Source organism: Gemmatirosa kalamazoonensis, from assembly GCF_000522985.1.
In the GTDB taxonomy this organism is placed as follows: domain Bacteria; phylum Gemmatimonadota; class Gemmatimonadetes; order Gemmatimonadales; family Gemmatimonadaceae; genus Gemmatirosa; species Gemmatirosa kalamazoonensis.
The window spans coordinates 3808220-3820889 of record NZ_CP007128.1 but is presented as its reverse complement, the minus strand read 5'-3'; the positions used below and the strand labels follow the sequence as shown (position 1 = coordinate 3820889).

At 68.8% G+C, this 12670-nt stretch carries 14 protein-coding genes; 13 read left to right on the top strand and 1 reads right to left on the bottom strand.

What is annotated here, in order from left to right; all coding sequences use genetic code 11:
* Window position 1: 1 nt before the first annotated feature.
* Window positions 2–229 carry a hypothetical protein gene (locus J421_RS16585; RefSeq protein WP_025412300.1) on the top strand — a complete coding sequence of 76 codons (228 nt, stop codon included), beginning with the start codon at window positions 2–4 and terminating at the stop codon, window positions 227–229.
* Window positions 230–344: 115 nt separating this feature from the next.
* On the opposite strand, the gene dcd is transcribed toward J421_RS16585, so the two are convergent.
* Window positions 345–899: a dCTP deaminase gene (gene dcd, locus J421_RS16580; protein WP_025412299.1), complete on the bottom strand. Its 555-nt coding sequence runs from the start codon at window positions 897–899 to the stop codon at window positions 345–347.
* A gap of 213 nt (window positions 900–1112) precedes the next feature.
* Here dcd and J421_RS16575 point away from each other — a divergent pair, with 213 nt between their 5' ends.
* The 12 genes from J421_RS16575 (at window position 1113) to nuoL (ending at window position 12667) form a co-directional block, all read left to right on the top strand.
* Window positions 1113–1517 carry an NADH-quinone oxidoreductase subunit A gene (locus J421_RS16575; protein ID WP_025412298.1) on the top strand — a complete coding sequence of 135 codons (405 nt, stop codon included), beginning with the start codon at window positions 1113–1115 and terminating at the stop codon, window positions 1515–1517.
* On the top strand, window positions 1508–2155 hold the full coding sequence (locus tag J421_RS16570) for an NADH-quinone oxidoreductase subunit B (protein WP_104022719.1): 648 nt from the start codon (window positions 1508–1510) through the stop codon (window positions 2153–2155). Before J421_RS16575 ends, J421_RS16570 begins: the two co-directional genes overlap by 10 nt.
* Window positions 2152–2844: an NADH-quinone oxidoreductase subunit C gene (locus J421_RS16565; protein WP_025412296.1), complete on the top strand. Its 693-nt coding sequence runs from the start codon at window positions 2152–2154 to the stop codon at window positions 2842–2844. The genes J421_RS16570 and J421_RS16565 overlap by 4 nt, the downstream gene beginning before the upstream one ends.
* A 148-nt stretch (window positions 2845–2992) precedes the next feature.
* A complete protein-coding gene (gene nuoD / locus J421_RS16560) occupies window positions 2993–4162 on the top strand; it encodes an NADH dehydrogenase (quinone) subunit D (RefSeq protein ID WP_025412295.1) in 1170 nt (389 codons plus the stop codon).
* Window positions 4159–4728: an NADH-quinone oxidoreductase subunit NuoE family protein gene (locus J421_RS16555; RefSeq protein ID WP_104022717.1), complete on the top strand. Its 570-nt coding sequence runs from the start codon at window positions 4159–4161 to the stop codon at window positions 4726–4728. The genes nuoD and J421_RS16555 overlap by 4 nt, the downstream gene beginning before the upstream one ends.
* 7 nt (window positions 4729–4735) lie before the next feature.
* Window positions 4736–6088, top strand: a complete 1353-nt coding sequence (nuoF, locus tag J421_RS16550; protein WP_025412293.1) for an NADH-quinone oxidoreductase subunit NuoF — start codon at window positions 4736–4738, stop codon at window positions 6086–6088.
* Between the two features lie 51 nt (window positions 6089–6139).
* Complete coding sequence (locus J421_RS16545) at window positions 6140–7720, top strand: NADH-quinone oxidoreductase subunit G (protein ID WP_025412292.1); 1581 nt, start codon at window positions 6140–6142, stop codon at window positions 7718–7720.
* Entirely contained in the window at window positions 7717–9018 is a 1302-nt protein-coding gene (gene nuoH / locus J421_RS16540; RefSeq protein ID WP_104022716.1) for an NADH-quinone oxidoreductase subunit NuoH, read from the top strand. Before J421_RS16545 ends, nuoH begins: the two co-directional genes overlap by 4 nt.
* On the top strand, window positions 9018–9521 hold the full coding sequence (locus J421_RS16535) for a NuoI/complex I 23 kDa subunit family protein (protein WP_236646260.1): 504 nt from the start codon (window positions 9018–9020) through the stop codon (window positions 9519–9521). Before nuoH ends, J421_RS16535 begins: the two co-directional genes overlap by 1 nt.
* Window positions 9522–9528: 7 nt before the next feature.
* The gene (locus J421_RS16530) at window positions 9529–10053 is read left to right on the top strand and encodes an NADH-quinone oxidoreductase subunit J family protein (protein WP_158508817.1); all 525 of its coding nucleotides are present in this window, start codon (window positions 9529–9531) and stop codon (window positions 10051–10053) included.
* Window positions 10050–10346, top strand: coding sequence for an NADH-quinone oxidoreductase subunit NuoK (gene nuoK / locus J421_RS16525; protein WP_025412288.1), 297 nt, complete (start codon window positions 10050–10052; stop codon window positions 10344–10346). The genes J421_RS16530 and nuoK overlap by 4 nt, the downstream gene beginning before the upstream one ends.
* Before the next feature lie 8 nt (window positions 10347–10354).
* The gene (gene nuoL / locus J421_RS16520) at window positions 10355–12667 is read left to right on the top strand and encodes an NADH-quinone oxidoreductase subunit L (RefSeq protein WP_025412287.1); all 2313 of its coding nucleotides are present in this window, start codon (window positions 10355–10357) and stop codon (window positions 12665–12667) included.
* The last annotated feature ends 3 nt before the right edge of the window (window positions 12668–12670 follow it).

The following is a 12670-nucleotide window of genomic DNA, read 5'->3' as shown; positions in this document are numbered from 1 at the left end:
CATGCTGCGGAAGTCGACCAGCCCGGGCGAGAGCTTCGACGAGGTGCCGGACACACCCAACGGCACGCCGACGGTTGGAGACGCGGACGACGTCGAGGGCACGACGTACACCGTGGGCAAGGGAACCGACGACCGGGCGGAGCGGTCGCCGGCCGCCGCCGATCCCTTCGTCGACCGCGACCGCACGGACTACGATCCGCCGCCGCGGCGCGGGACGGGGAGCGACTAGAGGGCAGATCGGAGGCGAGAACAAAATGGGGATCCGACGGCGATCGCGTGGATCCTGGGATCCTGTCGATCGCCGTCGGATCCCCATTTTGTTCTCGTCTCCCGCCTGCGACGCCTCAGATCTTCGGCAACGTGACGCCGACCTGGCCCTGATACTTGCCGGCCTTGTCCTTGTACGAGACCTCCGGCGGCTCGTTCCCCTCGAAGAACAGCACCTGCGCGATCCCCTCGTTCGCGTAGATCTTCGCCGGGAGCGGCGTGGTGTTGGAGATCTCGAGCGTGACGTAGCCCTCCCACTCCGGCTCGAACGGGGTCACGTTCGTGATGATGCCGCAGCGCGCGTACGTCGACTTGCCGACGCAGACCGTGAGGACGTTGCGCGGGATGCGGAAGTACTCCACGGACCGGGCGAGCGCGAACGAGTTCGGCGGCACGATGCAGACGTCGCCCTCGAACTCGACGAACGACTTCGGGTCGAACGCCTTGGGGTCGACGATGGAGCTGAGGACGTTCGTGAAGATCCGGAATTCGCGCGCGACGCGCATGTCGTAGCCGTAGGAGCTCACGCCGTAGGAGATGACGCCGTGACGCACCTGCCGGTCCTCGAACGGCTCGATCATGCCGTGGTCGAGGGCCATGCGCTTGATCCAGCGGTCCGAGAGAATCGCCATGGAAGCCTTGAGGGGTGGGGAGCGGTGAGACGGACGGCGCGGAATGTACGCGCATGCGAACGTTCATGCGGGGCTCGCACCGCACGTCGCACGTGTCGCGCTCGGCCGTGTCGGGTTGAATCCGACCCGACCGTTGTTTAACGTTCCCCGGTCGGCGCTCGTGAAAAAATTCACGAAGTCCGCCGGCCCGACCCCCTGGCGCTAACCGCTGACATGGCACGGACCTACCTGCCGGTCCTCCTCCTCCTCGGGTTCGTCACGTTCAACGCGGTGATCATCATCGGGCTCTCCGCGCTGACCGTCCGCGCGCGCCCCAACCCCGTGAAGCAGCAGCCGTACGAGTCGGGCATGCCCCCCGTCGGCGACGCCCGCGAGCGCTTCTCGGTGAAGTTCTATCTGGTCGCGATGTTGTTCATCATCTTCGACATCGAGACCGTGTTCATGATCCCGTGGGGCGTCGCGTTCCGGCAGCTCTCGTGCGCCGTGCCGCTCGGCGCGGCGGGCTGTCCGGCGGGGCAGGTGTCGCTGTTCGGGTTCGGCGAGATGCTCGTGTTCATGGTGATTCTCGTCGTCGGCTTCGTCTACGTGTGGAAGCGAGGCGCACTGCAATGGGATTGATCTCGCGCCCTGACGGCGCCGAGCTGCCGGTCGCGCGCCCGTACCCCGCCGGTGGTGAGGGCGGCGGCGAAAGCTGGGTCACGTCGCGGCTCGACCTGCTCGTGAACTGGGGCCGCGCGAACTCGCTGTGGCCGATGCCGTTCGGCACCGCGTGCTGCGCCATCGAGTTCATGGCCACCGCGGCGAGCCGCTTCGATCTCGCGCGCTTCGGCATGGAGCGGCTCGCCGTGAGCCCGCGCCAGGCCGACGTGCTGCTGTGCGCGGGGCGCGTCCCGCTCAAGCTCGCGCCGGTGATCCGCCGCATCTACATGCAGATGCCGCAGCCGAAGTGGGTGATCTCGATGGGCGCCTGCGCGTCGACCGGCGGCATGTTCGACAACTACGCGGTGGTGCAGGGGATCGACAACATCATCCCCGTCGACGTGTACGTGCCCGGCTGCCCGCCGCGCCCCGAGGGGCTGCTGTACGGGATTCTCATGCTGCAGAAGAAGGTCATGAACGAGCGCATGGCCGACAAATCGCTGCGGCACGAGATCGTGCCCGATCCGTCGAGCCATCTCTACATCCCACCGTCGGCGATCGACGAGCTGTCGGAGCCGTTCGGCAACTCGGTGCACCAGACGCGGTCGGGGCTGTGAGCGCGAACGTCTACTTCGCCGGCAGCGCGGCGCCCGCCGAGACGCCGCGAACGCCGCGAGCCGTCCCCCATCGGGGGGGCGAGCCGAATCCCAGCGCCGCCGCGCTGCAGGCCCAGTTCCCCGGTGCCGTGCAGCGCGTCGACGTGATCTGGGGCGAGACGACCGTGGTCGTCGAGACCGCGCGCGTGCAGGAGATCGTGCGCTGGCTCCACGACGACGCGTCGCAGCGCTACGACTATCTCTCGGACGTGACCGCGGTGGAGTTCCGCGACACGGAGCAGCCGATCGAGGTGGTGTGGCACCTCCGCTCGCTGCCGTATCGCCGCTTCCTGCGGCTCAAGGCGCTGCTGTCGAAGACCGCGCCGCTGCAGGTGCCGAGCGTGTGGCCGATCTACAAGAGCGCCGACTGGCTCGAGCGCGAGTGCTTCGACATGTTCGGCATCACGTTCGACGGGCATCCCGACCTGCGGCGGATCCTCATGTGGGAGAACTACCGCGAGGGCTTCCCGCTGCGAAAGGACTTCCCGCTGCGCGGCCGCTTCAGTCGGGCCGAGCAGCTCCGGCAGACGCTCGCACAGAACCCGGAGGCGCGGTACTCGATGGAGGAGATCTCCATCGCCGAGGCGTTCAGCGAGCTCCCCGAGGACATGCGGCGCCGGCTGGGCAGCGGCGAGCGCACGGGCGAATAAGACGCGCATGGCTACCAAGCGAACGGTGGAGGTCGCGCTCGGGACGAGCGGCGTGGGCCGGGACGGGCGGCCGCAGCGCAGCCCGCTCACGGCGGACGACGGCGGCAACGTGCTCACGCTGCCGCCGCGCGCCGACGAGGACCCGGACATGGCGTCCGAGCACATGCTGATCAACATCGGCCCGCAGCACCCGGCGACCCACGGCGTGCTGCGGCTCGTGCTGGAGCTCGACGGCGAGACGGTGGTGCGGTGCATCCCGCACATCGGCTACCTGCACTGCGGCTTCGAGAAGATCGGCGAGTACCGCCAGTACAATCAGATCATCCCCTGGACCGACCGCGAGGACTATCTCAACTCGCCGGGGAACAACTGCGCGTTCGCGTTGGGCGCGGAGCGGCTGTTCGGCATCGAGATCACCGAGCGGTGCAAGGTGCTTCGCGTGATCGCGATGGAGCTGTCGCGCATCATGTCACACCTCGTGTGGATGGGCACCACGGGCATCGACATCGGCGCGTTCTCGCCGTTCCTGTGGCTGTTCCAGGAGCGCGAGCGGATCTACAACCTCATGGAGGCGTGGATCGGCGCGCGGCTCACGACCACGCTCACGCGCGTCGGCGGCATGGGCGCCGACATCCCGAACGGCTGGTGGGAGCAGTGCGACGAGTTCGTGCGCACGTTCCCGAAGACGCTCGACGAGGCCGACCGCATGTTCACGAAGAACGCGATCTGGGTCGGCCGCACGGTGGGACTCGGCGCGTTGACGGCGGAGGAGGCGATCAACTACGGGCTCTCCGGCCCGATGGTGCGCGCATCCGGCGTCGCCTACGACGTGCGCAAGGACTTCCCGTACCTCGACTACGAGACGTACGACTTCGACGTCCCGGTGGGCACGCACGGCGACGTGTACGACCGCTACCTCGTGCGGCTCGAGGAGATGCGGCAGAGCGTGCGCATCCTGCGCCAGGCGCTCGACCGACTGCCCGAGGGCCCGGTGAACGTCGACGACCCGCGCGTGATCCTGCCGCCGAAGCACAAGGCGACGAGCGAGATGGAGAGCATGATCCATCACTTCAAGGTCGTGATGGAGGGACCGCGCCCGCCGGTCGGCGAGTGCTACGTCGCGGTGGAGAGCCCGAAGGGAGAGAAGGGCTACTATCTCGTGTCGGACGGGACGTCGAAGCCGGTGCGGTGGCGCATCCGGCCGCCGGCGTTCGTGAACCTCTCGGCCATCCCGCGCATGGTGGAGGGCCATCTGCTGAGCGACGTCATCGCGATCAACGCGAGCATCGACATCGTGATGGGTGAGATCGATCGATGAGCCACGGACCAAGCGCGCCACGGATCACCGGCGACCTCGCGTCGCCGGACCACTCGGCCGGCGGCCACCTCGATCACGCGCCGTACATCGCGGTGTTCACGGAGGGCACGGCCGCCCGCACGGAGCTCGACGAGCTGCTCACGCGCTATCCGACGAAGATGGCGGCGCTGCTGCCGGCGCTGTGGATCGTGCAGCGCGAGCGCGGCTGGGTGAGCGACGAGGCGATGGCCGAGGTGGCCCACGCGCTCGACCTCACGGCGGCGTACGTGAAGGGCGTGGTGACGTTCTACACCATGTACCACCAGCACCCGGTCGGGAAATACTTCGTGCAGGTGTGCACGACGACGCCGTGCAACGTCTGCGGCGCGGAGGACGTGGTGAACGCGTTCCTCGAGAAGACCGGCTGCAAGGAGCTCGGCGTCATGTCGCCCGACGGCAAGTACACGGTGATCGAGGTGGAGTGCCTCGGCGCGTGCGGCTTCGCGACGCCGGTGATGATCAACGAGGAGTTCCTCGAGTCCGTGACGCCGGAGACGATCCCGGCGATCCTCGACTCGCACCAGTAGGAGCGGCATGGGCTACCCCCACCCGAGTCACTCGCGCGAGACGGTCGTCCTCTCGAAGTACTTCGGCGACGCGGAGGCCCGCGGCCTGAAGGCGTGGCGCGACCGCGGCGGCTATACGGCGCTCGAGAAGGCGTTAGGCATGGACCCCGCGGCGATCCAGCAGACCGTGAAGGACAGCGGCCTGCGCGGCCGCGGCGGCGCCGGCTTCCCGACGGGCGTGAAGTGGAGCTTCATGAAGCCCGACGGCAAGCAGCACTACCTGTGCTGCAACGCCGACGAGTCGGAGCCCGGCACGTTCAAGGACCGCGAGATCATGCGCTGGACGCCGCACGCCCTCGTCGAGGGATGCGCGCTCGGCGCGTACGCGATCTACGCCGACACGGCGTACATCTACATCCGCGGCGAGTTCACGGAGCCGCTGGAGCAGATGCGCGCCGCGGTGAAGGAGGCGTACGCCGCGGGCATCCTCGGCACGAACGCGATGGGCACCGGCAAGACGCTGCACGTGCACGTGCACCAGGGCGCCGGCGCGTACATCTGCGGCGAGGAGACGGCGCTCATGAACTCCCTGGAAGGGCGCCGCGGCAACCCGCGCATCAAGCCGCCGTTCCCCGCCGTGGCGGGGCTGTTCGGCCAGCCGACGACGATCAACAACGTCGAGACGCTCGCCGCGGTGCCGCACATCCTGAACAACGGCGCCGACTGGTACAAGCAGTTCGGCCGCCCGGACAACCCGAAGAGCGTCGGCACGAAGCTGTTCTCGGTGTGCGGTAACGTCGCGCGCCCCGGCAACTACGAGGTGCCGATGGGCTTCCCGTACGGCGACTTCCTGTGGGAGCTGTGCGGCGGCGCCGGCGAGGGGCGCGAGATCAAGGCGACGATCCCCGGCGGCTCGTCGGTGCCGATCCTCACGGCCGAGGAGTCGCGCGGCGCGATCATGGACTACGAGGGGTTCATCGCCGCGGGCTCGATGCTCGGCTCGGGCGGCGTCATCGTGTTCGACGACCGCGCGGACATGGTGAAGCAGATCGCGCGGCTCGCCCGCTTCTACGCGCACGAGAGCTGCGCCCAGTGCACGCAGTGCCGCGAGGGCACCGCGTGGACGACGAAGATCCTCGAGCGGATCGCCGCCGGCCAGGGCGTCGCGCGCGACCTCGACACGCTGCTCTCGCTGGCCGAGCAGATGACGGGCAAGACGATCTGCGTGCTGAGCGACTCGTGCGCGACGCCGGTGGTCTCCGGCATCAACAAGTTCCGGCACGAGTTCGAGGCGAAGCTCAAGGCGAGCACGAACGTGGTGAGCATGGCGGGCGCCGGCGGCGCCCCCGCACGGTTCGCCGCCTCGCCGACGGTCGCGTGAGTCGAGCGACGACGCGCGTGCGACCGCCCTCCTTCCTGATGGCCTAACGACATGGCCGAGCCGAAGCTGATCAACCTCACCATCGAGGGCCGCCCGGTCACGGTCCCCGAAGGCACGAGCATCCTCGAGGCGGCGAAGACCGCCGGCATCCTCATCCCGCACTACTGCTACCACCCGGGGCTGCCGGTGGCCGGCGTGTGCCGGATGTGCCTCGTGGAAGTGGAGAAGATGCCGAAGCTCGCCCCGTCGTGCGCGACGGCGGTGGGCGAGGGGCAGATCGTGCACGTGCACTCGCCGAAGGCGCTCGACGCGCGCAAGGGCGTGCTCGAGTTCCTGCTCATCAACCACCCGCTCGACTGCCCGATCTGCGACCAGGCGGGCGAGTGCGAGCTGCAGGACTACACGTTCCAGGAGGGGCGCAAGGACTCGCGCTACCTGGAGCCGAAGCGCTTCAACCCGGTGGAGGACTTCGGCGGCGACGTCCTGTACGTCACGAACCGCTGCATCCTCTGCACGCGGTGCGTTCGCTTCATGGACAACGTGGTGCAGGAGCCGGTGCTGAACGTCAGCGAGCGCGGCGACCGCGCGGTGATCGGCAAGCACGCCGAGGCCGACCTGACCAATCCGTGGGCGGGCAACGTCATCGAGCTGTGCCCCGTCGGCGCGCTCCTGTCGAAGGACTTCCTGAACAAGGCCCGCGCGTGGGAGCTCGACCGCGCGGCGTCGGTGTGCCCGAACTGCACGCAGGGGTGCAACAGCATCCTCGAGACGCGCGAGGGCACGGTCGTCAGGCAGCGTCCGCGGTCGAACGACGACGTGAACAAGTTCTTCCTCTGCGACGAGGGGCGGCTCGGCTACCGCTGGCTCGAGCGCCGCGATCGCGTGGAGCTGCCGTACGCGCGCGCCGGCGGGACGCTGGTGCCGGTGGAATGGGAGCACGCGCTCCGCGCCGCGGCGGCGCTGCTCGCCGGCAAGCGGGCGGTGGTGCTCGCGTCGCCGATGCTGAGCAACGAGGCGCTCTACCTGCTGAAGCGCGTGATCGATCGCACGAGCGGCGTGGGCCGCTTCACGGTGCGCGTCGGCGACGAGGTACCGCTGCCCGGCGTGCCGGACCTCGCGCTCCGCCCCGAGCGCGCCGCGAACGTGACCGGCGCCGAGATCCTCGGCTTCGAGCGGAGCGACGATCCGCTCGCCGGTCTCGGAGCAGGCGACGTGCTGGTGGTCGCCGACGAGGAGCTCGCGCACGAGCCCCCGTCGGTCCCCGCCGGCGTCTCGGTGATCGTCGTCGGCACGACGCATCCGACGTGGGCGGCATCGGCCGACGTGGTGCTGCCGATCACGAACATGGCCGAGGAGGAGGGCACGTTCACGAACCTGCGCGGCCGCGTGCAGCGCTACACGCAGGCGAAGCCCGGCCCCGGGCTGGCGCGTCCCGCGTGGTACGTGCTCGGCGACCTGCTCGCCGCGATGGGCGAGGGCAGCGGCTACTTCACCGCGCGCGACGCGTTCGCCGCGCTCGCCGCGGGACACCCGAGCTTCGCCGACATGTCCTACGAGTCGTTAGGCCTCAAGGGTCGCCCCGTGGCCGATGCCGAGCGGTTCGCACCGGCCGAGCTGGCGGGGGTCGCATGAGCGCCGCGGTGCACGTGCTCGCGCTCCTGCAGGCGTTCGACCCGCAGGTGGTGCCGCCGGGGAACACGTCGTTCTTCTTCTGGTCGCTGTTCAAGATCGTCGTCGTCTTCACCGTCCTCATGGTGACGGTGGCGCTGCTCACGCTCATGGAGCGGAAGGTCGCGGCGTTCATCCAGGACCGGCCGGGCCCGAACCGCGTGGGGCCGGGCGGGCTGCTGCAGCCGGCGGCGGACGGTCTGAAGAACTTCATGAAGGAAGAGACGAACCCGGACTTCGCGTACAAGCCGCTGTTCACGCTCGCGCCGGCGATGGCGTTCATCCCGGCGCTGCTGACGTTCGCCGTCATCCCGTTCGCGGCGCCGCTGCCGACGCCGTGGGGCCTCGTCGACATGGTCGTCGCCGACCTGCCGGTCGGCTTCCTCTACATCCTCGCCATCGCGTCGCTCGGCGTGTACGGCATCGTGCTCGCCGGGTGGGCGTCGAACAGCAAGTACTCGCTGCTCGGCGGCCTCCGCTCGAGCGCACAGATGGTGTCGTACGAGATCGCGATGGGCATGTCGACGATCCCCGTGCTGCTGCTCGCCGGCAACGTGGCGCTGAAGGACATCATCGCGCAGCAGGTGAGCCAGGGATGGAACGTGCTGCTGGTCACCGTCTCGTTCTTCATCTTTCTCGTCGCCGCGTTCGCGGAGACGAACCGGCTGCCGTTCGACCTGCCGGAGGCGGAGAGCGAGCTGGTGGCGGGCTACCACACCGAGTACAGCGGGATGAAGTTCTCGATGTTCTTCATCGCCGAGTACTCGAACGTGGTGACGGCGAGCGCGCTGATGACGACGCTGTTCTTCGGCGGCTACGACATCCCGTTCACGACGTGGGACAACGTGGCGCCGTACAGCGTGTTCAAGTGGCTCGCGACGCTCCTCATGTTCGGCGCGAAGACGCTGTTCTTCGTCTTCACGTTCATGTGGGTGCGGTGGACGCTGCCGCGCTTCCGCTACGACCAGCTCATGTCGCTCGGCTGGAAGTTCATGCTCCCGCTGGCGCTCGCGTACGTGATGATCATCGCGGGGGCGATGCTGGCGCTGAACGCGCTCGGCTACTACCGCGGATGGGTGTTCTCGGGCGCGCTCATCGCGCTGAATCTCGTGCTGGTGCTGCTGCTGTTCGTGGGGCTGGACCGCGGCCGACTCGTCAGCCCCGCGTACGGCCCCATGTCCGAGCGGCAGCTCAGGGAGCTGCGCAACATGAGCGCGACGCGCCGGCGCGATCTGGCCGAGGCAGCGGGGGGGGCGGACTGATGCCGATCAACGTCAAGGTGATGAACCGCCCGGTGGAGCAGGTGAGCTACATCCGGGCGACACTGAGCGGGATGGCGAACACGTTCCGCCACTTCGTGTCCGGGCGGCGTCACGAGGTGACGACGCAGTACCCGGAGGAGAAGGAAGCGATCTCGCGCCGGTGGCGCGGCACGCACCGCATGCTCACGACCGAGACCGGGAAGGCGAAGTGCGTCGCGTGCGGCCTCTGTCCCACCGTCTGCCCGGCGAACTGCATCAAGCTCGTGCCCGGCGAGGACGAGGACGGGAACCGCTACCCGCTCGTGTTCGAGATCGACGAGTTCCGCTGCATCTTCTGCGGCTACTGTCAGGAGGTGTGCCCGGAGGAGGCGATCCACGTCGGCCGGCACTACGAGAACGCGGAGTACAGCCGCGAGGGGTTCGTGTACGACCTCGAGCGGCTCACGGCCCAGACGCACCCGGTATGCGAGATGTGGGATCCGGCCGACCCACTCGGCGAGTGAGGGCGACGTGCACGCATTGAGCCTGTTCTATCAGGTCAACTTCGATCTCTTCGGGCTGATCGCGGTCGCGTCGGCGCTGCTGTTCGTGACCCGCAAGAGCCCCGTCGCGGCCGCGCTGTGGCTGGTGAACGCGATGTTCTCGCTCGCCGCCATGTACGTGATGCTCGACGCGCAGTTCGTCGGCGCCGTGCAGGTGCTGGTCTACGCGGGCGCGATCATGGTCGTGTTCCTGTTCGTCGTCATGCTGCTGAACCTCGGGCACGCCGAGGGGCTCGGCGACTTCCGCGGGAAGTGGGGGCGGCTCGCCGGTCTCGCGCTCGGCATCGTGCTCGCCGTGCAGCTCGTCGCGCTCACGCGCGGCCGCATCCCGCAGGTCGCCCCGGAGACCGAGCCGACGCGCCAGGTGATCGCGCCGCTCGCGCAGGTGCTGTTCACCGACCAGCTCCTCGCCTTCGAGGTGACGAGCATCCTGCTGCTCGCCGCGGTGGTGGGCGCGGTGGTCCTCGCTCGGCGCACGGAGGTGGGCGAATGATCGAGGAGGCGCTGTTCTTCTCGGCGCTGCTGTTCGCGATCGGCGCGATGGGCGTCATCACGCGCCGCAACGCGCTGATCGTGTTCATGTGCGTGGAGCTGATGCTGAATGCAGTCAACCTCAGCTTCGTGGCGCTCGCGCGCATGCACGGCAGCGCGTCGGGGCAGGTGTTCGTCATCTTCGTCATGACGGTGGCCGCCGCGGAGGCGGCCGTCGGGCTCGCGATCGTGATCGCGGTCTTCCGGCACTTCCGGTCGGTGGATCTCGCGAACATCAATCTGCTCAAGGGCTGACCCGGCTCATGTTCCTTCTCCAGGCGGCTGCGGCCGGCGCGCACCCACTCTCCGGGACCGCCGCCGAGTGGATCTGGCTCGTGGTCCTGCTCCCGCTGCTCGGCGCGTTCGTGAACGGCGCGATCGGCATCCTGACCGAGTGGCACCCCGGCCCGTTCGACCCCGACCCGATTCACACGGGGGAGCATGCGATCCCGGTCGCCCCCACGCTCGTCGAGCGCGCCGAGACGAGGGCGCCGCGCCTGATGTCGGCGGTTGAGGGACAGGACGTGCGCACGCGCACGACCGGCTCGCATCCCGTGGTGAAGCCGAGCGACCATGGCGACCACCACGAGGACGGGCACGAGGCGGGCGCGCACGCGCCGCCCGTGCGGCACCCGTTCCTCGGGCTCGTGAGCATCGTCGGCGTGGCGGTGCTCGGCGCGGCGTTCGCGATCGCGCTCGCGATCTTCTTCGCCATGCTGCGCACGCACCCGGAGACGCCGTTCCTCGCGCGCTACTGGGACTGGATGTCGGCCGGGACGCTCGACGTCGGCGTGACGCTGCAGCTCGATCAGCTGTCGATGGTGATGACGCTCGTCATCACCGGCGTCGGGACGCTCATTCACCTGTTCAGCGTCGGCTACATGCGCGACGACGGGGCGTACGCGAGATACTTCGCGTACCTCAACCTGTTCGTCTTCTTCATGCTCGTGCTGGTGCTCGGCGCGAACTACCCACTGATGTTCGTGGGGTGGGAGGGCGTCGGGCTCTGCTCGTACTTCCTCATCGGGTTCTGGTTCACCGAAAAGGCGAACGCGGACGCGGGCAAGAAAGCGTTCGTCGTGAACCGCATCGGCGACTTCGGGTTCCTGATCGCGATGTTCATGATGTTCTGGAACTTCCGGGCGCTCGACTTCGGCACGGTCTCGGCGGCGGTCGCGGCACAGCCGGTCGGGACGGCGGTCGTCACCGCGATCGCGCTGTTCCTGTTCCTCGGCTGCACCGGCAAGAGCGCGCAGATCCCGCTCTACGTGTGGCTGCCGGACGCCATGGCCGGCCCGACGCCCGTGTCCGCGCTGATCCACGCGGCGACGATGGTGACGGCCGGTGTGTACCTCGTCGCGCGCAGCTCGGCCATCTTCGCGGCGGCCCCCGTCGCGAGCCTCGTCGTCGCGCTCGTCGGGGCGCTGACGGCGCTGTTCGCGGCGCTCATCGGGCTGAAGCAGTGGGACATCAAGAAGGTGCTCGCGTACTCCACCGTCTCGCAGCTCGGCTACATGTTCGTCGCCGTCGGCGTGGGCGCGTACACCGCGGGCATCTTCCACCTTGTGACGCACGCGTTCTTCAAGGCGCTCCTGTTCCTCGGGGCGGGCTCGGTGATCCACGCGGTGCACCACGCCTTCCACGAGGAGGGCGTCGACGAGGACGCGCAGGACATGCGCAACATGGGCGGGCTGCGGCGCTACATGCCCATCACGTTCGCGACCATGGGGATCGCGACGCTCGCCATCGCCGGCGTGCCGCCGTTCGCGGGGTTCTTCTCGAAGGACGAGATCCTCTCCAGCGCGTTCGCGCGCGCGGACGGGTCGCTGCTCGCGCAGGCGTCGCTGCTCGGCGTCTCGGGCTCGGCGTGGCTGTACCTGGTCTATGCGTTCGGGATCGTCACGGCGCTGCTCACCGCGATCTACATGTCGCGGATGATGATCTACACGTTCTTCGGGCCGAACCGCACCGGCGGGGATCTCGTACGCCACCACCTGCACGAGTCGGGATGGACGATGACGCTGCCGCTCGTGGTGCTCGCGGTGGCGAGCGTCGTGGGCGGGTGGCTCAACCTCCCGGCGCTGCTGCCGCTCGGACCGGTCGAGGGGCTCGAGCACTGGCTGGAGCCCGTCGTCGGCGCGGCGACGCGGCGCATCGCGGCGGACTCGCCGGAGATCCCGCACGGCACCGAGTACGCGCTCGTCGGGTTCGCGGTCCTCATCGCGCTCGTCGGCATCGCGATCGCCGCGGTCGTGCTGAAGCCGCAGCGGCTCGTGCCGAAGGACGAGGCGCCCGAGGAGCAGGGCGTGGAGCGCGTGCTCCGCGACAAGTTCTACGTCGACGAGCTGTACGACCGTGCCATCGTCCGCCCCACGCTCGAGACGTCGAGCAAGGTGCTGTATCAGGGGCTCGACATGGGGATCATCGATCGCCTGTTCGTGAACGGCATCGGCGCGAAGCTGCCGCAGCTCCTCGCGTTCATGGGCTCGCGGTTCCAGTCGGGGCAGGTGGGCAACTACGCGTGGGTTCTGCTGATCGGCGTCATCGTGGTGCTCGGCGCCTTCACCCTCCGGTAACGC